This is a genomic window from Bacteroides sp. 1_1_30 (genome assembly GCF_020982715.1).
In the GTDB taxonomy this organism is placed as follows: Bacteria; Bacteroidota; Bacteroidia; order Bacteroidales; family Bacteroidaceae; genus Bacteroides; species Bacteroides xylanisolvens.
On the sequence record NZ_JAJKHN010000024.1, the window covers coordinates 56,257 to 78,280 of the forward strand.

16 protein-coding genes and 2 pseudogenes are annotated in these 22,024 nt (G+C 41.2%); 3 read left to right on the forward strand and 15 right to left on the reverse strand.

Annotated elements, in window-relative coordinates:
* Positions 1-92: 92 nt before the first annotated feature.
* The 3 genes and pseudogenes from LPH68_RS09220 to LPH68_RS09230 form a co-directional block, all read right to left on the reverse strand.
* The gene (locus LPH68_RS09220) at positions 93-3,452 is read right to left on the reverse strand and encodes a S41 family peptidase (protein ID WP_004317691.1); all 3,360 of its coding nucleotides are present in this window, start codon (positions 3,450-3,452) and stop codon (positions 93-95) included.
* Between the two features lie 17 nt (positions 3,453-3,469).
* On the reverse strand, positions 3,470-4,291 hold the full coding sequence (locus tag LPH68_RS09225; protein WP_004317690.1) for an MBL fold metallo-hydrolase: 822 nt from the start codon (positions 4,289-4,291) through the stop codon (positions 3,470-3,472).
* A 252-nt stretch (positions 4,292-4,543) separates the two neighbouring features.
* Positions 4,544-5,083, reverse strand: a pseudogene (locus tag LPH68_RS09230) (flavodoxin family protein).
* Positions 5,084-5,329: 246 nt separating this feature from the next.
* On the opposite strand from LPH68_RS09230, the gene LPH68_RS09235 reads away from it, so the two are divergent.
* On the forward strand, positions 5,330-6,019 hold the full coding sequence (locus tag LPH68_RS09235; RefSeq protein ID WP_074708081.1) for a Crp/Fnr family transcriptional regulator: 690 nt from the start codon (positions 5,330-5,332) through the stop codon (positions 6,017-6,019).
* Positions 6,020-6,196: 177 nt separating this feature from the next.
* Here LPH68_RS09235 and LPH68_RS09240 read toward each other — a convergent pair whose 3' ends face one another.
* The 12 genes and pseudogenes from LPH68_RS09240 to LPH68_RS26830 form a co-directional block, all read right to left on the reverse strand.
* Entirely contained in the window at positions 6,197-7,477 is a 1,281-nt protein-coding gene (locus tag LPH68_RS09240; protein ID WP_049702493.1) for an alginate export family protein, read from the reverse strand.
* Positions 7,478-7,506: 29 nt separating this feature from the next.
* Positions 7,507-8,298, reverse strand: coding sequence for a cytochrome c biogenesis protein (locus LPH68_RS09245; RefSeq protein WP_087323121.1), 792 nt, complete (start codon positions 8,296-8,298; stop codon positions 7,507-7,509).
* A complete protein-coding gene (locus LPH68_RS09250) occupies positions 8,295-9,539 on the reverse strand; it encodes a cytochrome c biogenesis protein ResB (RefSeq protein WP_118195314.1) in 1,245 nt (414 codons plus the stop codon). Before LPH68_RS09250 ends, LPH68_RS09245 begins: the two co-directional genes overlap by 4 nt.
* A 23-nt stretch (positions 9,540-9,562) precedes the next feature.
* On the reverse strand, positions 9,563-11,044 hold the full coding sequence (gene nrfA / locus LPH68_RS09255; RefSeq protein WP_118195316.1) for an ammonia-forming cytochrome c nitrite reductase: 1,482 nt from the start codon (positions 11,042-11,044) through the stop codon (positions 9,563-9,565).
* 39 nt (positions 11,045-11,083) lie between these two features.
* The gene (gene nrfH / locus LPH68_RS09260) at positions 11,084-11,683 is read right to left on the reverse strand and encodes a cytochrome c nitrite reductase small subunit (RefSeq protein ID WP_008019659.1); all 600 of its coding nucleotides are present in this window, start codon (positions 11,681-11,683) and stop codon (positions 11,084-11,086) included.
* A gap of 153 nt (positions 11,684-11,836) precedes the next feature.
* Positions 11,837-12,328, reverse strand: coding sequence for a DUF4625 domain-containing protein (locus tag LPH68_RS09265; RefSeq protein WP_004313310.1), 492 nt, complete (start codon positions 12,326-12,328; stop codon positions 11,837-11,839).
* Complete coding sequence (locus LPH68_RS09270; RefSeq protein WP_230296915.1) at positions 12,325-14,484, reverse strand: TonB-dependent receptor; 2,160 nt, start codon at positions 14,482-14,484, stop codon at positions 12,325-12,327. The genes LPH68_RS09265 and LPH68_RS09270 overlap by 4 nt, the downstream gene beginning before the upstream one ends.
* A gap of 87 nt (positions 14,485-14,571) precedes the next feature.
* Positions 14,572-14,886, reverse strand: a complete 315-nt coding sequence (locus LPH68_RS09275) for a hypothetical protein (protein ID WP_134985785.1) — start codon at positions 14,884-14,886, stop codon at positions 14,572-14,574.
* Positions 14,887-15,144: 258 nt separating this feature from the next.
* Positions 15,145-16,857 carry an ATP-binding protein gene (locus LPH68_RS09280; RefSeq protein WP_134985786.1) on the reverse strand — a complete coding sequence of 571 codons (1,713 nt, stop codon included), beginning with the start codon at positions 16,855-16,857 and terminating at the stop codon, positions 15,145-15,147.
* A gap of 77 nt (positions 16,858-16,934) precedes the next feature.
* The gene (locus tag LPH68_RS09285; RefSeq protein WP_004313318.1) at positions 16,935-17,552 is read right to left on the reverse strand and encodes a DsbA family protein; all 618 of its coding nucleotides are present in this window, start codon (positions 17,550-17,552) and stop codon (positions 16,935-16,937) included.
* A gap of 269 nt (positions 17,553-17,821) precedes the next feature.
* Positions 17,822-20,068, reverse strand: coding sequence for a hypothetical protein (locus LPH68_RS09290; protein ID WP_151922915.1), 2,247 nt, complete (start codon positions 20,066-20,068; stop codon positions 17,822-17,824).
* Between the two features lie 371 nt (positions 20,069-20,439).
* Positions 20,440-20,673: pseudogene (locus tag LPH68_RS26830) on the reverse strand (hypothetical protein); the annotation flags it as partial.
* A gap of 326 nt (positions 20,674-20,999) precedes the next feature.
* On the opposite strand from LPH68_RS26830, the gene LPH68_RS09300 reads away from it, so the two are divergent.
* Both LPH68_RS09300 and imm45 read left to right on the forward strand, forming a co-directional pair.
* A complete protein-coding gene (locus LPH68_RS09300) occupies positions 21,000-21,461 on the forward strand; it encodes an SMI1/KNR4 family protein (protein WP_008025556.1) in 462 nt (153 codons plus the stop codon).
* A gap of 77 nt (positions 21,462-21,538) precedes the next feature.
* Entirely contained in the window at positions 21,539-21,880 is a 342-nt protein-coding gene (gene imm45 / locus LPH68_RS09305) for an Imm45 family immunity protein (protein ID WP_008025557.1), read from the forward strand.
* The last annotated feature ends 144 nt before the right edge of the window (positions 21,881-22,024 follow it).

The window sequence follows — 22,024 nt, forward strand, 5'->3', positions numbered from 1 at the left end:
AATCACTATAAAAGAAAGTCGCTTCTCTGTTAGAATCTGATTGATTCTTTCAAAGAAGCGACTCTTTATTTTAGATATAATTATACTCGTATTTACTTCTTCTGACTATCTATCTCTTTCAAAAGTTCATCCACAGCCACCTTTAGTTGGGTATCCTCTCCTTTGACTACTGTTTCCGGATTATTGGCAACCTTTACATCCGGTTCCAATTGGGTATTTTCCAAATAACTGCCGTCAGGCAAACGATAACCGACGATAGGAATACCAAAAACCAGTGAAGGATCTTGTAAAGTTTCCCAAGACACACTTGTCATAGTACCCGGAACAGGCATACCGACAAGTTTGCCAATCTTTTGATGTTTATATACCCACGGAGTTCCGTGTGCATTCGAGTAGTTAGCTTCACATTGCAGCATAATGGAAGGTTTGTTCCAACGACGACTCGGCATATCACAGGCTTCACGTCCGCGTACCACCTGTGTGAAGTATTTCTGACCACTGAACAGTATTTCAATATCTTCATGCAGACGGCCACCACCGTTGAAACGGGTATCAATCACAATGCCTTCGCAGTTGTTATATTTTCCCAGAATGTCCGAGTATACAGTACGGAAGCTGTCATCTCCCATCGACTGAATATGAACATATCCCAAACGTCCTTTCGACCATTTTTCAACATCTGCCGCACGTTGTTTTACCCAACGTTTGTATAACAATCCATTCAGTTGCCCGTTGGTGACCGGCATCACCACTTCTTCCCAACGCTCTTTACTTTGTGGATTGTAGATTGAAATCAATGTTTTCTTCCCTGCTTTATTATTCAGCAAGCAGGTTATGTCATTATCGAGAGTTATCTCTTCTCCATTAATCTTTTCAATGATGCAACCAGCCTTTACTTTGGTACGTGAATGATCGAACGGACCTTTTTCTATTACTTCGGCAATCTGCATTCCTTTTCCCTGATAATTCCAGTCGAACAAGAGTCCGAGATTAGAAGTGACATCTCCTTTTCCTTTGGGAGAATAACGTCCTCCGGTATGTGAAACATTCAGCTCACCCAACCACTCACTCAATAATTCTGCAAAGTCATAATTGTTATCAATATGAGGCAGGAACTTACGATAAGCATTAGTCATAGCATCCCAGTCAACCCCGTGCATATTGACATTGTAGAAGCGTTTTTGATGCTGTTTGTACACATGGTCAAACATCGTTTCACGTTCGGCAGCCAAATCCATTTTCATTTCAGCCTGATAGCTGATGGACTTCAACGCATCCGACTTAGCATCCATCTTTTGCATAATCCGGCTTCCCAACAAAAAGACATCTCCTTTTTTGTCCAACATCAACGATGCCCAACCGGTATTGAGTTTGTGCAGACGCTTCGTATCTTTTTCACGGAGATTCATTTTCCAAAGGTCATATCCATCTTCGAACGCAGAGAAATAGTAAAGATCTTCCCCGTCTTTTGAAAGTATGGCACTACCCAAGTCGGATGAATTGGGAGTCAGACGTACGATACGGTCTTCAATGCCGTTCAGCTCGACAAGTAGCTCTTTCTGATCTGCCTTATCATCAGCAGACTCATCCTGATTACTGTCTTTGCTGCTATCTACTTTGCTCTTTTCCTTGTCGGCCTTGCTTTTATCGGCCTTTCCCTTGTTAACATTTCCTTTATCTGCTTTTTCCGCTTTAGACTTCTTTGCGTCTTTCGTCTTCTCATCGTCTTTCTCCTTTGCCTTCTTCTGTTCCTTTTCAAATTCCTTGAGTAATTCGAAATCTTCCTTACTCAAACGGTAACGATCATAAGCATCCTGATTGAGAAACACCAACATCACATCTTGCTGCGATCCCCAGGAAGCGTGCGCACGCATACCATAGCGCTCGGTTTGGAAAAGAATAGCATTCCCATCGAGTACCCAACGCGGAGCACCACTGATATATCCACTATTTGTCAGATTAGTAATTGCCCCTCCCTGTGCGCTGACAATGCCTACATCCGAATAAGGATCGTGACGGTTGCCTATAAATTCAAGAGTGAACCATTTACCATCAGGCGACCATTCGTAATCGAATCCTCCTCCGGTGTTATACCATGTAGAACCATCCGTTACCTGACGTACCTTTTTTGTTTTCAAATTGAGTACCATCAAACGATTACGGTCTTCGATAAAAGCCAATTCTTTACCGTCCGGTGAATATTGCGGATAAGTACGTTCTACCGTTTTAGACGGTAATAATACTTCCTCTTCAATAAGAGTGGCATTAGGGAAATTCGGGTCTTCCTTACGACTTATTTTGGCGGTATAAAGTTGCCAGTTACCGGTTCGCTCGCTGGCATAAACCAGTGTCCGGTTGTCCGGAGCAAAAGAAACGGCAGCTTCTTTTGCCGGAGTATTTGTGATTTGCTTGGTGGTAGCATAATCAGTTGAAGTCACAAACACATCACCACGTACAATAAAAGCAATTTGTTTACCGTCCGGAGATACAGAAGCGGAAGTTGCTCCCTGCGAGAATTTAAGTGTAGCAAGCTGCTGTTCATCATCACGAACAAGTTCTACTTTTACTTTTTCCGGACGTGCACCAGACTTCTGTGTGTATAACTCACCATCATAGGTATAACATAAGGTACCTTTATCGCTGACAGACAAAAAACGTACCGGGTGAGTTTTGAAAGTAGTCATAGCTTTCACTTCCTGTGGAGTATTCAAAGAGAAAGTATACACATTGAAGGAACCTCCATCACGCTCACTTAAAAAATAGATAGCATTACCATCAGGTGCATACACAGGATTACGGTCCTCTCCTCCCCGGTTTGTCAGGTTCGTATGTTTTCCCGTTTGGGTATTATATAACCAAATATCTCTCGTAATGGAAGAAGTATGATGCTTTCTCCATTCATCCTCAAAACCTTTACGATCCTGATAAAGAAAGTTCTTCCCTGTTTTATCAAAACAGACCAGTTCGGCAGGAGTGCCCAGCACTTGCTCGGTACGTCCGCCGGCAACAGGAACTTTATATAATTCCGTCATTGCTCCTGTAGGAAACAGGGCACTGCTTGCCGGATCCTGTATAGAGGCAGAGAAAAAGACATACTTTCCATCCGGAGTAAAAGTTGACGGTATTTCTGATGCAGAATGGTAGGTCAACCGCCGGGCGGCACCTCCGTCAGCAGGCATAATGAACAAATCAAAATTTCCATTCCGGTCACTGGCAAACGCAATTTGCTTGCCATCGGGCGACCAAACCGGATTGGCTTCATAAGAGGTTTGTGTGGTGAGTTGAACAGCTGTTCCTCCTTGTGCAGGGACTTTATAAATGTCACCCTTGTAACAAAAAACAATTTCTGATCCATCCGGTGAAATACGTGCATCACGCATCCACAAAGGAGTAATTGCATAGCTGGATAATGCTGATAGTACCAGCGCTAAAGAAGTTATTAGTTTCTTCATATCAAATTATTATAAATTTATTCCGATAAATCGGTTTGAATTAGTTTTCCCGTGTAATTATAAAATGTGCTGTCACCAAAGTCTTTGTAAAAGAAGGCATATTTATCCACTCCCGTACAATGACAAACGCCAATCTGTCGGGGAAGATATTCCTGTAAATAATCTGCAATGACCTGATATTTTTGTTTTTCCGCATTATGGATATGAAAACCTCCCAGAAGTAACTTACAAGGAGATTCGGGAAAGGCAGCCTGAACCGTACGCAAAATATTGGTTATTCCCCGATGAGAACAGGCACTTAATACAGAAAATCCTTCCGGTTCCACCAATACCATCGCCAATTCATCCTGAAAAGTATCCGGTATTTTGCATCCATCTTCTTGCTGAACCCAAAAACGTTCAAAATGGGTATCTTCCTGATTTATAATATCAATAGAGGGAAAAAGGAAAACTCCGGGAAGCAGCTCGGTCTGCTCTGTAATAAAGCGGAAACGGGAACGATCGAGGTTTTGTGTATGCATCATCCCGTTCTCACGTTCATCCTTGAATTTAGGAGAAAAAACCTCACACTTACAAACAACGGTTGCCTGCGTATTCAATTCCAAAAAATAACGTAGTCCACCCGTATGATCGCTATGACCATGAGATAATATCAAATAATCGACTTTTTGCAAGTCAATATGCAACAAGCGGGCGTTACGGATAAACAAGTCGGATGCTCCCGTATCGAAAAGTAATCTATGTTCTTGAGTCTCGATATATAGAGAAAGACCATGTTCTGCCTGCAATTTACGTCCATAGACACAATTCTCCACAAGAGTCGTTATTTTATAGCCCATGATACTTAGTTAGTTATCAAACGAATTATACAAAATAAAAAGTTCTGCCACAAAATTATAATAATTCTGTGGCAGAACAAGCAATCCAGTCAATTAAGTAATCGTAAAAAAGGGAAAATCTGGAAAACATAACCGTCTTTTCCAGATTTCCCGTCAGGTTTTAAAAGTTAAGTTCAAAACTATATCTCAAATATTCGAACAAATCCATTTATCATATTCTTTATGAATATCTTTAATATGGAAAACAAACAGTTACACCATCTTTCCCATATTATATGCTTCCTGCATGTAGGGAGTATCTTTAATCTCTCCTACTTTCTATGCACCGATTCCATAGACCGTCCCTTTTTCCTGTGGTCCTTCCAAGCAATCGAGGAAGCCACGGAAGCCGTCGATAGTACGCTCCATCATTGCTTTATCGTTTTCTGCTGCCGCAATAATGAAATAAAATTCCTTATTAGTTATTTCCGTATAACGTGCGCAACAGCGGTCAATCATAATCTTCATCTGCCCGGACATAGTATAGAAATAAACCGGGGTTGCCATTACAATCACATCGGCAGCAATCATCTTCTCCACGATTTCCGCTGCATCATCTTTCTGTGGACAGGGTTTACCGTACATACTGCAAACACTGCATCCCGTACAAGGATGAACCGTTTTGTCTTTCAGAAAAATCTTCTCTACTTCATTGCCCGCCTCGATAGCACCTTTCATAAATTCATCACAAAGCAAATCCGAATTACCACCTTTACGTGGACTGGACGAAATTATCAAAACTTTTTTAGCCATAACTTTCTTTTATTACTTTTTATTTTCAGAATTCTTTTTATCAATGATTCATGTTGCAAAAATAGACAAATAAAGGTATCCTGCATGTAGATAAATTACAGAGAAAGATACCATAATTACAGATTCTATATTTTGCATTCGTTTTAACAACTTTCTTGTATATAGTTATTCTACAAATAGTTCTGAAAGTTTCTTTCACTAATATATAATTTATATCTTTGCCCGTGATACAGACAACATGATACAATGAAAAAAATACAACTGACCGACTCACATAAAGAAAAGCTGTTTCAAATCCCCTTATTCAGGGATTTACCTTTAAACATCAAAGAGTCCTTATTGGAAAAGCTGGATTTTGTAATCTATGCGGCTAATAAAAAAGAGATAGTCGTTACACAAGGAACACCCTGCAACAAGTTATTTGTACTTTTGGAAGGAAAACTACGTACAGATATTATTGACGGATTAGGTAATGAGGTGATGATTGAATACATTATCGCTCCACGTACCTTCGCCACTCCTCATCTTTTTAATTCGAACAATACTTTGCCGGCTACTTTCACTGCTCTTGAGGACAGTGTGATACTTATGGCAACCAAAGATTCAACCTTCAAAGTAATTAGTCAGGACCCACAAGTTCTTCATAATTTTCTTTGTATCGCAGGTAATTGTAACATCTGTACCGTATCCCGTCTGAAACCTCTTTCACGCAAAACCGTACGGGAAAGGTTCATTGTCTATCTATACGAACATAAGAAAAAAGATGCGTTAGTAGTAGATATCATGCACACCCAATCCCAGCTCGCCGAATATTTAAATGTGTCACGCCCTGCTCTATCTAAAGAAATCAATAAGATGATGAAAGAAGGACTCGTCATCATGGAAGGAAAACGAATCGAGATTTTAGATAAAACAACTTTGGAAAAGTATCTGTAACGACGTATTTAGAAAAATATCCGTAACAACAGACGTAACAATAAGAGTGTACTATCAAGAAGTGGTTAAAACAAAAAATCATCCTCACTTCAGATATACTGTAGTAAGGATGATTTTATAAATTCAAAAACTTTCAAAAACTCTCTCTTTATTTAAATTCTATCTATTCCCTTGGATTTACCACTTCACAAACAATATCTTCGGATTAATATTCAACGATAGCCAACCCCAATCCTGCCAGCTTTTATGATTGCCGGTTTTCACAGCGTCCATCGTCTTCGTGCCACGCATAAAAGAATATCCGGCAGAGAGTTTCACATCTTTCATGATCGACCAGTTTATCTGATAATCGACTTCCGAACCTAAATATTTCTTCAAGTCCTGAACCTTTACGGCTGTGCTAAAGTAGTGATAATTAAGTTCCATATCCACTTTGTCAGAAGCACGGAAACGGCCTCCGATACGGGCATCCATCAATCCAGGGGCATAACCGTTCGCAAAGGTAGAAGCATAAAAATAATCCATTGCTCCATAGAATTTATGATGAGTTCCATAAAGAGGATCGAAAGCTTTGTACTTACCGCCATTTCCCTTATCACCACTTAGATAATCAAAGCTAGCCACAGCTCCCCATGTATGGTCAAACGTATAAGCAGCCTGTATGCTTCCCATCAAAGCTGAAACTTTATCAGCAGTTTTATTCTTACCCATCTGATAGTAGAAAGCACCATCCAGATTCCAGTTACTGTTCTTATAAGTGAGGTAGGTTCCCATTGTTTGTAAGTAACGGGTGTGAGAATCATCCGTAGCTTTATCGCCCGTTTCCAATCCCAAGTTCATAAACAATAAAGAAGCCCCGAACGGAACATTGTCCGCCTTATAGTGATACCAAACGGTTTGCATATTCTTATAAGGCTGTCCCGTAGAAGAATCATAGTAAGTGCCTCCGCTTGTTCTATTGTCATTATTCTGATTAAAAGCAAGAATCAAATGCACTTCATTATTTTTGTTGGCATACCCCAGCTTCAACGCATCGTGGTAACGACCCGCTACATTCCAGTCCAATCCTCCCAAAATACGTTCATCATCATAAATCAACGACTGACGTCCCAGTTGGGCAAAGAATCCTTCGCCAAAGTTCATCTTTGCCCAAGCCTCATTCAGCATAAAACGCCCGTTCTTTTCAATCTGCGGGTCCTGTCCCCAGACACCTACATGCTGTGCCGACATCTTCAGTTCCAGATCCGAACGTTTATAATCCATCGACAAACGCGCGCGGTTATTGATGAAGGACGTAGGAGCCACCCCTTCATCCCGTGGAGTCAAGGCACCGTTCCGATACTCTGCACGAGGTCTGATTTGCATAGACATCGTAAATTCATTCTCTTTCTCAGTGTTTTGTGTGTATGCCATGCTTGGCAATAGCATAAGCAAGAATGACCAATAAAATGTTTTCATTGATAGTGCAGTTTAAATGATTCGATATTTCAATTCAAATTATACGTATGTACACTGACTCCTTGTGCGGACGGAAGATAATTGATTCCATACCAACACATTTGTAATAAGACAAAAGAGACCAATAAAATAACCAATGCCGGACGTGCCTTCAATGGCTTTCCCAATCTGAAATGGATATATGCCAGATAAGCAAACCAAGTCGCCGCTGCCCAGGTTTCTTTCGGGTCCCAAGCCCAGTAGTGTCCCCAGGCTTCTTTCGCCCAGATAGCTCCTGTAAGCATACCTAATGTCATAAATGCCAGACCTACATAAGTGAGGTTATCACACAAATCCATTTCTTTCCGTTCAATCTCTTTCTTCTTGAACCAAAGCAAATAGACAGCCATCACCGTCGCCGCTCCCAACATAGCGTAAGCAAACATATACACAATGACATGAGGAGCAAACCACGGACTTTGCAAAGCGGGCATCAACGTTTTATTGTGAATCTCCGGTTTGAAGATATTGATACAGATAAAGACGAACGAAAGGATGCAACTGAAACTAAGAATCCATTTGTACTTCCAACGTATGTATGTTATCAATCCCGCCAACGGAAGGAAGAAAGAATACCACAGCCGGGTCTCCCCCATGGTCCGCATCGGAGGGCGTTCCAATGAAATCCACATTCCGATAATGAAGCTGAAAAAAATAGCCAACCCTAAGAAAGTAAATCCGTAAGCCCATCCCGGTTTTGTTCCTTTCCAGGCAGCAAAAGCTCCTAAAGCCCAACAAACCAGTGCAGCTATTGCAAATAATATAAAGTACTCCCAATTCATGCTTTGTCCTCCTCTTTTCTCTTTTGTGCACTGACGAACAAGCAGACAGCTCCTGCCATCATCATTATAATTCCTGCGTAAACGACCGGTAGCCACGGATCGCGAACCAGTTCGAAGACACTGACATCGCTCCATCGTCCTTTTGTCTCGTCGTAGCTAAGTTGATAGATTTTCCATCCTTCTATCTCCATCGGACGGTTCACTTCAATGGTACCTTCCGTTATCGTTCCTTCTTGTGTGTAAATTTTCACTTCCGACGCAAATCGCTGCGGTTCCCGTTCCGGCATCACAAGACTGGTTAAAGAATCCAGCCGGATTGCCTTATAAGGAAAAAGAAAACTGCCACAGCTTACCCAACCTTCTTTGGTTGTTTGATTCTCCTGATTGAAAGCTTTCAGGTAAACAGCATAAGTTGCTCCCATCGAATGAAATTCTATAAACTTCACAGTATCTTCAGTAGCTACAGAAGCTGCCATCGGGATAGATTGTTCAATTGTCAATTGCCAGTCCTGCAATGTTCCCTTTATCACTCCCTCTTCCAGCAATACATGTTCAGGAGATTTTTCGGGAAGCGTACGCCCGGTTTCGTTGTCAATCAGCATCAGTTTTGGAGGATATTCGTCGATAGTAAAATCCTTGAGTTCGATAGCCAATGGAAGTTCAATCAGTTGACTTTTATCGTCAGTAGCCCGCCATTCGGCATTGCCCATGCGGGTTGTCATTTTCAACCGTTGCATATCGGCGTTTCCTAAAGTGGCCGCTATCAACGCGACGAATAATCCGATATGATTGAGAAGGAACGAAAGTCGTCTCCACTTAAAAGGAAAGCTGGCACGAAGTATCGTCAGTCCCAATGCAGTGACCATCCAAAAGTAAAGCAGAACGAAAGGCCAGGATGCAATCATCTGTGAGAATCCCAGCAAATCCGTTGAAGCATTTGGAGCATGACCGGAAGGAGCTTGCCGGATAAGTCCCATAACTACCGTCATGCCGACCACCCACAACAAAGCGGAGACGGCAGCGGAATAATGGCTTAACCAGCTGAATAAATACACACGTTTACGAAGAAGGTGCATGACTATCAAGGCAATGATATAAACCACCAGCACAATCACGTTGACCGGACAGGCAAACAAATCCCAGTTGATAGCACCCACTGTCATTTGCAGCAATATGCCTATTATCAGTAATCCTGTGCCAATCGTCAGCCCTTCTTTATAACTCCACGGTTTGCTCCACATATATATCTATGCTTATATTTGTTTTATATCTGCGCCAAACGTCCATTTTCTTTCGCTTTCTCCAACCAGGCGGGAACGGTTATTTTCAGGAATTTCTCTTTCGCTGCTCTTTCAGCGTCCATATCCAAGCCGATGTATTCCTGTGCTTTTGCTTTCGTCGAGATGTCCGGCATCGGAACATCACCAGTGTATCCGTTCTTCGCCAATACTTTGGATACGGCAAGACGGGCTTGCATAGCACGGTCGAGTCCGTGAGAAAGGATCCTCTGAATTTCCTGCGGTGCATGGAAAGAGCCGCCGTGTGAAGCCACTCCGAAATCCCAACGCCATTGTGCCTGACGAATCAATGCGAGAACATCTTTCATTTGAGCTTCTGTCGCTCCATTATCCCAAGCAAATTTAGCTTCGATATGCGCTTTCGCCAATTCCTGTTCCAAGCGGTTGCGGATTTCGTTCGCTTTGCGTTGTCGTTCGTAAACGTTATTGCGCAAAGTCTCTTCGCTCTCACGATGGCAAACCTGGCAAGTACGATCAATCATAGCCAACGGACTCTGAATGTGGTGATCGCTGAATTTCACACCGCCTTCACTCTTATACGGCATGTGACAATCGGCACAAGAGACACCTCTTTGCCCATGAATACCCATTTGAGCAATCTCATAATCAGGATGCTGTGCTTTCAGAATCGGAGTACGACTCAATTTATGGATATAATCATAGAACCCGGCCTCATCATAATAAGCCTCCATATCTTCTACCGTGAAACCTTTATCCCAAGGGAAAGTCAGGTATTTGCCATCACCTTTGAAGAAATATTCAACGTGACATTGCGCACAGACCAATGAACGCATTTCTTGCGGAGTAGCTTTGGTGATGTCTTTACCTTGGCGTTGGAAAGCTTCAATCAAAGCCGGACGGCTGATATGAAGATTCATTATTTCCGGGTCGTGGCAATCAGAGCAGCCAATCGGATTTACGATTTCGGCCCCCATAGCTCCCCATTTATTATTATAAAAAGAATCAACACCCAATGCTTCCATCATACGGGGAACATCCGGACTTTTACAAGTCCAGCAAGTAGACGGTTGAGGACCATCTGTCGGGTTCACAGGTGCACCGGTACGTAACGATGCCGTAATATCCTCAATAGCATGCATGTGCCCCCGTGGAGTAGAATAATCTTTAGAGAAAGCGTATCCCGCCCATAGAATCACCATTTCAGGACGTTTTTCCAAGGCATCCACAGCTATATTCCCATTAAATTCGCTTTCAAAGTCAGTCTTTGCAGTTTCCGTCCAAGTTTGATATTCACGGGGGAAATCATCCTTGAATAGTTCATTTCGCGCTTCAATCCCCTTGATGACGTTTTTACGGTTGTTGAAAATGCTGGCAACTTCCGCCCTCCGTTCCATCAACGCAGAAACGCATAATCCCAAAACAAATACAACGACCATTGAACCTCCGAACAACAGCCATCCTTGCCATGATTTTAATTTCTTTTCCATTGTATATCGGTTTTATTATTTTATTACGTATTTCATTTCCTATTTATCTTTCTGATTCACCATCTTCCGGAGCCATTCGGGAACGGGCGATTCCGGAAGAGGAACAATAGCTCCCGGAGTGCCGGACAGAGAGTTTTTTCCACCATGAGGAACATCACGATGGCAATCCCAGCAAGCCTTCCCCTCTCCTACTTGTGACATCATATAATCAATCTTCCCCGTCTTCACAAATTCCGTATTGAGTTGCGTATGACAGCGAATACAATTATTCATTATCACTTCGGAACTGGCTTCATGAGCCTGAATCACCTGCGGCTCGCTTTTGGTAAGAAATGCAGCTACGTGTTTCATTCCGTCCATCCCTTTAAAGGTCCATTTTTTCACAGCATTTTCATGCGGCACATGACAATCATTGCAGGTGGCATTCCGGGCATGTGAGCTATGAAACCAAGTTGCATAGTAAGGAGTCATAATGTGACAGTTCACACAGGCAGCTGGGTCATCTCCAAGATAGGTATGCGCCCGGAGCATGTACATAAACAATGCCCCTCCACCCACAATAACACCGCCAATGATGACAGCCGCTACTTTCCATTTAAAAGAAGGAAAGAATCGATTTATTATTGGAAACTTCATCATACGAAATAGAATTTTTCACAAAAGTAAAGGATTGGAAACAAAAAAGGTGTAATATCTATTACACCTTTCGAAAGAAAAAATACTCTTTATACAAAAAACAGCCTATCTATCGTCCTGTAGCCAACAGATATTCCAGTTCCTTTATATAGTTGTCTATTCATTATGATGGTGGTCTTCATCTTCCACCTCATTGCTCAATTTAATATTGCGCGCGATATAAGATTCGTTGCCTGCGGCATCTGTGCAATAAACCATCAAATGATAATCCCCTGCAGTCGCATTGGCTGGTATTACAATATCGTGATGATGAATATGTGCTGTTTTCTGTCCTGACACATCATACGATCTGTTAAAACTAAAATCTACTGTTTCCTGCACAGCCCTACTATTACCGCCGTGTGAATGATGGTCGAAATTGCTATGAATTTCGATCTTATAGGATTTCAGCATAACATCATCCGACAAATCCATTTCAAAATGAACTCCATGTTCGTTTCCGATCTCCAATGCCTGACCTTCTTCCGGTTCATGAAGTTCAATCAAAGGTTTGATCGTATCGCTGGAGTCATCATTATCACAAGAGGAAAACATGAAAGTAACTGTTGCCAAAAGGCTAACCATTGGGAGATAAAATTTATTTTTCATTTCAGTAATTTTTTAAATGGAACTTTGATTAATATCTGGAAGTTACGTCCCGGTTCGGGAATCTCAACTTTCCTGTAAAAACTAAGATGATTGTAATATCGGGTATTGAATATATTCCGGGCGGTCAGGGTAATTTCAATTTCATTATTTCCACCTATCGGAATGTTTAAAGATCCGCCCAAATGGAAGAGATTTGCTCCGGCTGTACGGTCTTCGTTACGGTCCACTCTATTTTGCCGAGCAATGCTCTGCCATTCTGCATACAACATATACCGGTTCTTTTGCCAGGTTAATGTATTGCGCATAACAGGTGGCGGCGAGAAACTCAATGGAATATGTTCATCACAATTATAGGTGTAAACGTATTCAGCGGAAATCCGATAATTGAAGTTACGCAGAAAATCAACATCTACGGTAGCTTCAGTTCCTGCGAACAGTGCTTCCGCTCCGGTATAGCGATAGATTTGTCCGGCATGAGGCAATACAGACCACTCTCCGGTAGGACGCAGAAAGATGTAATTGCTGAACCAACTGACAAATGGAGAGACGGAGAAAGAAATTCTCCGGTACTTCAGATGATAAGAAGCGTCCAGTTGCCAGCCCTGTTCCGATTTTAAATTGGCATCTCCCTGTTCATGGCGGAAAGTGCCGTGATGTACTCCGTTGGCAGCCAACTCATTCGCACCGGGCAGGCGGAAACTACGCCCGATATTCACCTTTACCAGATGCTTGTCGGAGGGAGTCCATACCAATCCCAGAGAAAGAGAATAATCACCATAGTGTTTTTTCACCTGGTGACTGTTCCACTTATAAAGGTCTATCTGTTCCTGGGTATATCCCTGTTTTTGAAGATAATCGGCAAGGTAAACATCTTCATGCGAAGAAATATTTATGTATCCGTAGTCATACCGAGCTCCTCCGCTGACGGAGAGCACATTGGTAGGTCTGTACGTTGTAAGCCAGAGCATTCCGGTGGTGGAACGGTGATATTCGGGCAATAAAAACGAATAGCCGGCAATGTCATTCCGTTGATGCTGTCCATCCCACCCCAATGTATGTTCCCATGAAGAAGATCCGATAAAACGAGCTTTCACTGAAGCACTGAAGGTGTTCAGATTAAATGCGAGTTCTTTGTCGGGGTCTTTCTCTGGTGCGGGTTGCGAGCCATAGTGAGTATGGAAAGCACTCCATTCTTCACGGTGATTGTTCTGGAAACCCAAATCACCTGACAAGATCAGTTTCTCCCACGCATATTGCTGATGGATGGTCACCTTCAGGTGATTCACTTTGCTATAAGGCAATTCGATATTACGGCTATCTCCATCATCTTCCACACGGGACGCATCGGGTATGCCATGCGCTCCGGGGAAGAAACCTGTCTTTTGATAGACATTACTCACGGAGAAATTCGCTCTATATGCCCTTCGCTGATATTGGGTAAAGAGTCCGATATTGCGTTCAATGCCTGCTGTATTCTTCAGTTTACGCCCATAGATGGGGATTCTCTGTGTCAGGTAGACAATAGAATCCGTAGGAATATGATAGTCGCCGAAGTGCTGTTCCGAATAACGAATGTGAGAGTACCAGGCATTTTTTTTGATTCCCAGCATCAGTGATCCTCCGACGGTTCCATTGACTGATTTACCAAGCAGTGTGACATCTCCAAACACCCGATTATCCATAGGCACGGCCGGTGGAACGACATCTATCACTCCTCCCATCGCATCACTACCATAAAGCAATGAGGAAGGGCCTTTCAAAACATTGACCGCTCCTATATTGAAGGCATCCAATTCCAAACCGTGATCGGCTCCCCATTGTTGTCCTTCCTGCTTGATTCCGTTTTCCAATACGGCAATCCGGTTGAATCCCATTCCGCGAATCATCGGTTTGGAGAATCCCGAACCGATATCCATTGCTTGCACTCCGGGAATGTTCTCCATCGCTTGCATGAAGTTTCCTGTAAAATGTTTGCGCAGAAAATCCTGATCGGCTACATCAACCGTAAGGGCAGACTTTTTGGCTTGACGTTGCTGGTACGTTTCGGTCACCACAACATCAGGCAAAAGCATACTCTTGATTGAATCGGATTTCTGTGCATGGACGGATAAGGTTATAAATACCCCTATTACGCCCGAAATAATTCCGATACGCATCAATTACAATCTTTTATATAATGTGTAAAATGAATAGGAGAACAGATTGAAGGTCAATCTATCTCCTTTGAAAATATGATTATGTAATCAAGCAACGGGAGGTCCGCGTAAATGATGCGAATAAGTTCGTTTACAAACAACCTTATCCTGATAAATAACCGGCTCGTATGGGACGAGCGTCAACGTACAATGAAATTCTACCGGTTGAGGTTCCGTAAAAAGAGAAAGGGAGTATTTACATATCGCACAATCATCAGAAGGATTATGGGAATGTTGTGCATGGGAACATGATGTCTCATCTTCACTTCCATGATAGTGAAAGGTTTTCACCACAAAGAAGGGAATGAATGTCATCAACAACACCCACGCTATATATACCTTTATGTTTCTCTTATGATACATTCTCCCTCTATTGATAATATAGAATAGCGAGGACAAATATAGGCGTATGAAAGAGAACGGACAAATTATCAAGCTTAATATGTGTTATATACCATATAATCACTATACATGACTGCAATCAATAAAACATTCCTTAACGAGTAATATAAAATAAGTTCTTTCCTTAAAGTAGAGATACACTGTTTCATCAAAAAAATTATCCGAGATATACATAATCCCTGCTACATACTCAAAACATCCATTATGCTACAAACACAACTACACTTCCCAACATTTCCATCCTTTATTGGCACAAATGTATACTACATACGTGCGTACATTATAATATGGAAACTTTCTTTTCGTATCTTCACCATATCTTTTCACCTGCTCCACATGTTCGGGAAGGGGTTCGGTAAGTGCAAGCATCTTTTCCGCTTCTTTTGCACGATAATATTTGAATTCTACGACACGGTCATCTGTATAATAATCCGTACCGGGAATACCTGTCATTTCAAAATCCGAGCGTCCTACGGAGTTATTCTGTTCAATAGCAAATGTATAGCAACTACTCAAATACCGCGATACAAGCTCATAGAATGAACATCGGATGAAGTTCTCATTGATTTTATCAAATACCTGTGCAGGGAATTGTCCCAAATATTGTTCAAAATAGTTTTGTACCAGAGGTTCCAGACTTCGGTTGGAATCATAATACCGATACACTGGCACATAACGCTGCGCATTACCTTCTATCTTGTTCAACTGATTATAGTAGTCCATGTACACACTACGCATCGTCATATTAGGTAATGTTGTTACAAATTTGTCTTTCAATGTCGTCATTCCCAAATAGAACAAGCTAATGGGATAAAACTCTTTATCAAAGAACTTTTTCTTATTAAATTTACTAGCAAGATCAGCCACATTATAAGGCAACTCATCATCAATAATCAGTGCATCCAACATCGCTTTCGCGTTATCCAGTGAAAGGGTAAGCCGACAAATCCAATTAATATCGGTACGTAGATTTTCATCTACCAGTTCGTCGGGAATACTACCAGCATTGGCCGCAAACTTCTTGAAGAAATAAGTCAGGATAGTAGCATTGAACAACCGATCACCATTGGGACGGAAACGATAACCATCGTAGTTGCTCACAATTAGCTGCCAGATTTCATCGAAACGTTCCTGTCCTGTGGAGTATTTGTCAAGTACATAACGCAAGTATGTCTCTGTCTCTTCGTATGTAAACCCGAGCATATTCAGAAAATTAGGTTCAAGAGTCAATATCTCTGCTATATTATATCCACTGGTCAAATCATCCATCGTAACAGGTAATACACCTGTACAGAAACAGGTACGGATACTCCCCTCACCTATTCCGGCCTTTATCACTTTAAAGAAAGTACGCAAAAAACTGTCATTCGTCGTCACTTCCTCATAAAGCGGATCGTTGTATGCTGTAAGCAACTGATTAGTGAAGTTATCATATTCATCAATCAATAGATAAACTTTTGGAAATTCATGAGAACGGGCATAATTAAGAACTTCTTCCAACATTTTGGAAGCGTCTCCCCGAGTAGTAAACTGAAAATCACCGAACAAATCTCTGTTATGCTCTACCATCACATCTACCGGGCCACAGTTCAAATCATTAAAGTTTTGAGCCAATCCTTCAATAGTATCCGCCATTACCATTTTCGAAAAATCGTAGCGAATAATCATATAACTGTTATGCTCTTTTGTCGGATGGTTACCTATCCAGGTTCCCCCAAACAGTTCTTCAAACCGATGCGCTTTTGTACGGTCATAATAGCAAGCTAATGTAGAAACCAACAAACTTTTTCCAAAACGACGGGGACGGAGAAATACAGGAGCATTATAATCCTCTAATTTAGGAATATAATCAGTCTTATCAACATAATAAAAACCACGTTCACGCAAATCTATGAAATCCGCTACTGCATAAGGAATAGTTATTCTTGCCATAATCTTACTATTTTCTCTATATACAAACAAAGGTACAAAATTGTTAGCAAAAAGAAGGACAATTACTTATTATAATATTATTCTTCCTGTTTCCATACATAAAACACATTCCTTCCCGCCCCTCTCTTACGCAGTTTTCCCTCCTGAATAAAAGTATTCAAATCATCAACAGCTTTCAGCCGGGCTACTCCTGTCAGTCTGCTGTATTCTATGCGGGTGATTCCTCCATTCTTCTTCAAAAACTCCTGTAACATTTGAAGACGTTGTTCAATAGGTATCTCCGTTTTACTGACAGTACGTCCCGATTTGGGAACACGTTCAAGTCTCATTTCCCGTCTTACCTTCAATTTAAAATTTTTGGAAGTACGCAGGTGTACATTGTCAAAACAGATAGATTCAGAACGGATTTCTTTTTTAGTCATTACCTTCTGAGTGCATTTCAAAGAGACACTAAGATGTCCCAGCTCTCCAAGCTCCACAATATAGCCACGCGCCAAGAGACTACCAAGTTCATCTATTACAGCCCCCAACACCCCGTCAACCATATTCTGGGGAAAATGTTGATAACGTGACACACGTTCTATAAACTCTTTTTGGGAATAAGTCCCGCTCGGAACTATCCGCGCATGAAGGGGTTGCTTCTCGCCGGTATTCTGAACGTCCGGTGTCTCATACAAATCATAATACGCACTCATAAGCAGCTATATTTTATTGATTATCATTTATCATTTTCTTGCCTGATATTTAATCTCTCTTATACCAATCATTAGTTCTTGGCTAGCATATATTTATTCGTCTGACTATAGTGTAACTTGCATCTAACTATAGTTATTCTTTCGTCTGACTATAGTTAGACGAAAAAGTAACTATAGTCAGACGATTAGTTTATTGCATACAAAGATATACTTTATCGCAATACAACTTATAAATATTAGGAAGAAAAGATTCAGTTAACCGCTAGAAATTAATCACCCAACAGCAACTTAGTCACAGCAGCCGTATTCAATGCCCATTCACGGGTATATACTTCATCGGCTTCCGGTGTATCAGCCAACTTCAAACCCTGTGCTTGTGCTTTGATTGCCAACAGTTCGCCCACAGTGGTTTTGGCTTCCAGTTTATCCAGATACTTTTCAATAGTCTGTGTATCCAAAGAAAGAACCGTCTGTCCGCCGAAAGGAATTTCCAACCATACCACTTCCCGTTCCTTCACTTTCAGGACTCCGAAAACAAGTCCTTTCTGCACGCTTTGAGAAACTCGCACCTGATGCTGAACACAAGAAGGGTCATAAGCCACTCCGTTTCTCTCCGATATTTTCATCGGGTAAGCGGAGTTCATCCAACCTACCACCAGATTAGGAGAGATAGCCCCATTACTATACGCATTGCAGGTGAAAGCAACATATTGCGCACCTACACGGTCCAACTCATTCAAATCCAATTCGATATACTCGGCAGTACCTTTCTTGTCGGGGATGCTTCGGATATCTCCGCTATGTTTAGCACCAATAGCTTTCAGATTGAAGTAGGAACACACTTCTGTCGTTGAAGGCAAAGTGATATGACAACTCAAGTCCATATCCAAATGCTGTGCCGGAAGTCCCTTTCCCCATTGCATAAACAATCGAACCTTATCTCCTTCCACCGGGAAACGTGTACCCTGCAAGGCACAGGAAGTATCCTGAACCGCTTCGCTACGATCACCGATAGACAATGGAATATGAAACAACATAGGATCAATATACATACTTGCGCTTCCACTTCCGGCACCCGCATTGGCAAAGCGGGTAGCAACAACCTCTTTACACAAATCCTGTACCTCTTTCACCATTTCTTTAAGCTGGTCTTCCATATAAAGACTCACCAAATAGTGAGGCTCTATCAAAAGCGCATTACCACCTAAAGGTTTCACCATTCTCTTATGTCCTTGCTCAAAGTAACTCTCCGCATACATACCCAAAGTGACCACCAAACGAGCCGGCAACAAATGAACGACTTCTTTAAATGCCGCCAACGTCTCTTCCGGACCGAACCAAAGCATATTGGCAAACAAGGAACGTGCAAACATACCCGGACGTTGCTTCAACAAAGCGAATGTCTGTGCCGCATCTGCTTTCAAACGGCTACGTTCCACTTCTCCCTGCCAAACTGTATATGCCTGACAGTAGAATACGTCCATCAACTCTTTCAAATTTTCGAATCCCGGTTTACGAGCATATTCCGCCAAACGCAATGCACGTATCATACGTACCCACATTTCCCTTTTCGAATGCATCATTTCACAAGACTTCTCCGGTGTCATCGCCAAATTGTTCAACCAAAGAGCCACCATTTTACACTCGCGACGGGTATATTTCAGTTTTAATTCTTCCCGCTTTGCCTGGGCAGCCGAACGGCTTTTATCCAAAGCATTGCACAGATGTGCATTGTTTCTACCCGCTTTACGAATGAGGGTCTTTGGCTCTATGATTTGCAAGAATCCGGTTTTCTTATACCACAAATAACGCAATATATCATTCGGAGCAGAGAAATAAATCTGCGCTTCCTGTGCCCTATCCTGCTCTACCAGTGTGTCGATCACCAGCATCAGAGTTTCTTTCATCTTGATTCCGACTGCCGGCAACGGAAGTTCAGCCAACAAGATTTTCAAGCTGTCCGCTTGTGTTGCATCAAGGGCCGTACGTGATTCCAGCAAGTCACCAAAGAAAACATTCAGCTCTTTTTCCTGCCAAAGTTCCAACATTTTCAGTTTACTGGCTTGTCCGAAATATTCTGTAGATGCCGTTTCAAACGGAGTTCCGCAGAACGGACAACCGTTGTATCGTTCCAAGGGGAATGTATTATCCGGAATCACGTGTCCGCAAGATAGTTTCACACCTTTCTTACTATTGAACATATTAGCAAGCCATGTAATCCAATGATCCAAACGTGTTTCTCCGGTAGGTGTATCCCAGCCTTTCACCAATGGAGCCCAGTTGAGTGACACACCCAATACTTCTTTCATCACCTGGAGAATCTCCACCTGTTGTGCCGGATACAACTGATTGACAGCATGCAGCAACTCTTCGGATAAGCTATATCCCACTTTTCGAAGTTGAGCAACCAATGTTACAGTAGTCGAAGTCAATGCTTCGCGCTTTTCAGTTCCTTCTATCGCTGGCAAATAAATTGCATGTTGCCTGATAGATACTTTCAACAAATCTTTTTTCATACGTTGTGTTTTTTAAGTAAGGTAATCGGAAGAGTGTGAATAAATGGTGCATTCCTGCGGTTTTGAAGTAAGTCTTCCTTGACCTTAGTTTATAAAAAAGAGGTAGAACAGGCCGGAGTCGAACCGACGACCGTAACTACCCACTGAGCTACTGCCCCTTTGCGAAACTGGAAAAACGGATAATCGTACTGGTATGTTCTACCTAAAAAAGTGTGTTGAAGTAACCCGTACTTGACCTGTTTTCTTGTTTCTTCGACAAAGATAGATGCAGTGATGCGCAATCTTTTTGCGTAACTCAAACTTTTTTTTTCGGAAAAGGGGACACTCTCTATATGATTTAAAATATAAAGTATCTTGTTTTATATTTCTTGTTAATAAACGCTGGCCGATTGAATAACAATCTTTTCCAGCAACTTCTGCATCTTTCCAATCACCGATTCTTTATCAAGCCCATATTCTGTCGCCATCACATCTTGAGCATTCTTGCCGTGGTCGAATTTCGCAAATACTGGGATTCCCATATTTTTCAATGTTTATTCGATACGCGCCATTGTCTCTACTACACCGAACTGGCTTTCATAAGTGTAAAGCAAGTTATTGGCTGCCAAAGGATGAAATTGTATAGGATAGAGGAAAAAACTAACAGATTCCTTTGTGAATAATTAGATAAAACCGTATTTTTAGAGGCATAATTATATACAGCAAAACAATATGAATATAATTTACTGATAAACAAAACATTAAAAGTCAGAATAAGAAATTATAGCATATAGTGTAAATTTATCAAATATTGTAATTGGATAGACAAGGAGACAACTTATAGGTAGTCATATAATATAGATAATATGCCTGATGAAATAAAGAATATAAAAACAACAGCGAAACATTAAATGACCGCTGTTAGCATAACGTTACAAGCAAATTAATAAATATGGAATATTTGAAATTAATAGAAGATAAAGAAGGCTTTGTTCATTGGGATGGTGCAACAGAACAAGAAATAGAATATGCAGAACAGGAATTAGGCATATCTTTCCCATTGCAATACAAAACTTTTTTATCTCAATGCGGAATGTGTAACTGGAGTGATGTTTGCATTTCGGGAATAGCGAAAGATTCAGAAATTATTTCATATCCTATAATTGAATTAACCAAGGAAATTCAAAAACAATTTCAATTATCTATGGATTGGATCGTTTTAAGTTATGAGGTAGGAGAATATCTCATTTTATATAAAATTCCAGTTGGTAATAATCTGAAAGATTCTTCTATTTGGGGAGCTGATGTATATTGGGAAGATGATACCCCCCATATGAGTAAACCTGTAAAATTATATGATTCATTTATGGATTACTTTAAGGAATTTCTTAAATATTCAGAAACTGAAAGCTAATCACGCTTGTAACAATCACCTTAACTGCTAAACGCAGTTAGTTGAACCCCATTATTCACCAAGAATAAAAAAATAAAATGGTTAAATTAATTAATTATACAGAATATCTTTCAAGAGGAGCAATCCTAAAATGTAAGGGTAAATACCCTTATGAAGATACCTTATATTTTATGGTAGCGGAGCAAATAGGCGTGCAAGCATATCAATTATGGACTATATCAGGATATTATGCAGGTATGATATTGCACAAATTACCTTCAGATGCTAATTATGAAACTTATGCAGTGAGCACTAAATGGCTTGTAGGAAATTGGCATGAGTGGGGATATATTGATTGTCCTCTTGAAGATGTTTGGGTAGTTGAAAATGAAGAACTATTTTCCAATCTTAATATCAAAATGTTAAATAGCTCTTATTAAATAGTGGTGGATAACAAGCGGATTAATCTCCATAAGGGTTGATTATCCGCCGGACATTATAAGCAACAGAAAAACGGAAACAATATGATAAAATACATTTCGGGAGATATATTACAGAGTAAAGATGAGTACATAGCACAAGGT

Excerpts from the sequence above, each read along its gene's own strand:
- LPH68_RS09220 (WP_004317691.1), bottom strand. The coding sequence starts at position 3,452 with ATGAAGAAACTAATAACTTCTTTAGCGCTGGTACTATCAGCATTATCC.
- LPH68_RS09225 (WP_004317690.1), bottom strand. The coding sequence starts at position 4,291 with ATGGGCTATAAAATAACGACTCTTGTGGAGAATTGTGTCTATGGACGT.
- LPH68_RS09235 (WP_074708081.1), top strand. The coding sequence starts at position 5,330 with ATGAAAAAAATACAACTGACCGACTCACATAAAGAAAAGCTGTTTCAA.
- LPH68_RS09240 (WP_049702493.1), bottom strand. The coding sequence starts at position 7,477 with ATGAAAACATTTTATTGGTCATTCTTGCTTATGCTATTGCCAAGCATG.
- LPH68_RS09245 (WP_087323121.1), bottom strand. The coding sequence starts at position 8,298 with ATGAATTGGGAGTACTTTATATTATTTGCAATAGCTGCACTGGTTTGT.
- LPH68_RS09250 (WP_118195314.1), bottom strand. The coding sequence starts at position 9,539 with ATGTGGAGCAAACCGTGGAGTTATAAAGAAGGGCTGACGATTGGCACA.
- nrfA (WP_118195316.1), bottom strand. The coding sequence starts at position 11,044 with ATGGAAAAGAAATTAAAATCATGGCAAGGATGGCTGTTGTTCGGAGGT.
- nrfH (WP_008019659.1), bottom strand. The coding sequence starts at position 11,683 with ATGATGAAGTTTCCAATAATAAATCGATTCTTTCCTTCTTTTAAATGG.
- LPH68_RS09265 (WP_004313310.1), bottom strand. The coding sequence starts at position 12,328 with ATGAAAAATAAATTTTATCTCCCAATGGTTAGCCTTTTGGCAACAGTT.
- LPH68_RS09270 (WP_230296915.1), bottom strand. The coding sequence starts at position 14,484 with ATGCGTATCGGAATTATTTCGGGCGTAATAGGGGTATTTATAACCTTA.
- LPH68_RS09275 (WP_134985785.1), bottom strand. The coding sequence starts at position 14,886 with ATGTATCATAAGAGAAACATAAAGGTATATATAGCGTGGGTGTTGTTG.
- LPH68_RS09280 (WP_134985786.1), bottom strand. The coding sequence starts at position 16,857 with ATGGCAAGAATAACTATTCCTTATGCAGTAGCGGATTTCATAGATTTG.
- LPH68_RS09285 (WP_004313318.1), bottom strand. The coding sequence starts at position 17,552 with ATGAGTGCGTATTATGATTTGTATGAGACACCGGACGTTCAGAATACC.
- LPH68_RS09290 (WP_151922915.1), bottom strand. The coding sequence starts at position 20,068 with ATGAAAAAAGATTTGTTGAAAGTATCTATCAGGCAACATGCAATTTAT.
- LPH68_RS09300 (WP_008025556.1), top strand. The coding sequence starts at position 21,000 with ATGGAATATTTGAAATTAATAGAAGATAAAGAAGGCTTTGTTCATTGG.
- imm45 (WP_008025557.1), top strand. The coding sequence starts at position 21,539 with ATGGTTAAATTAATTAATTATACAGAATATCTTTCAAGAGGAGCAATC.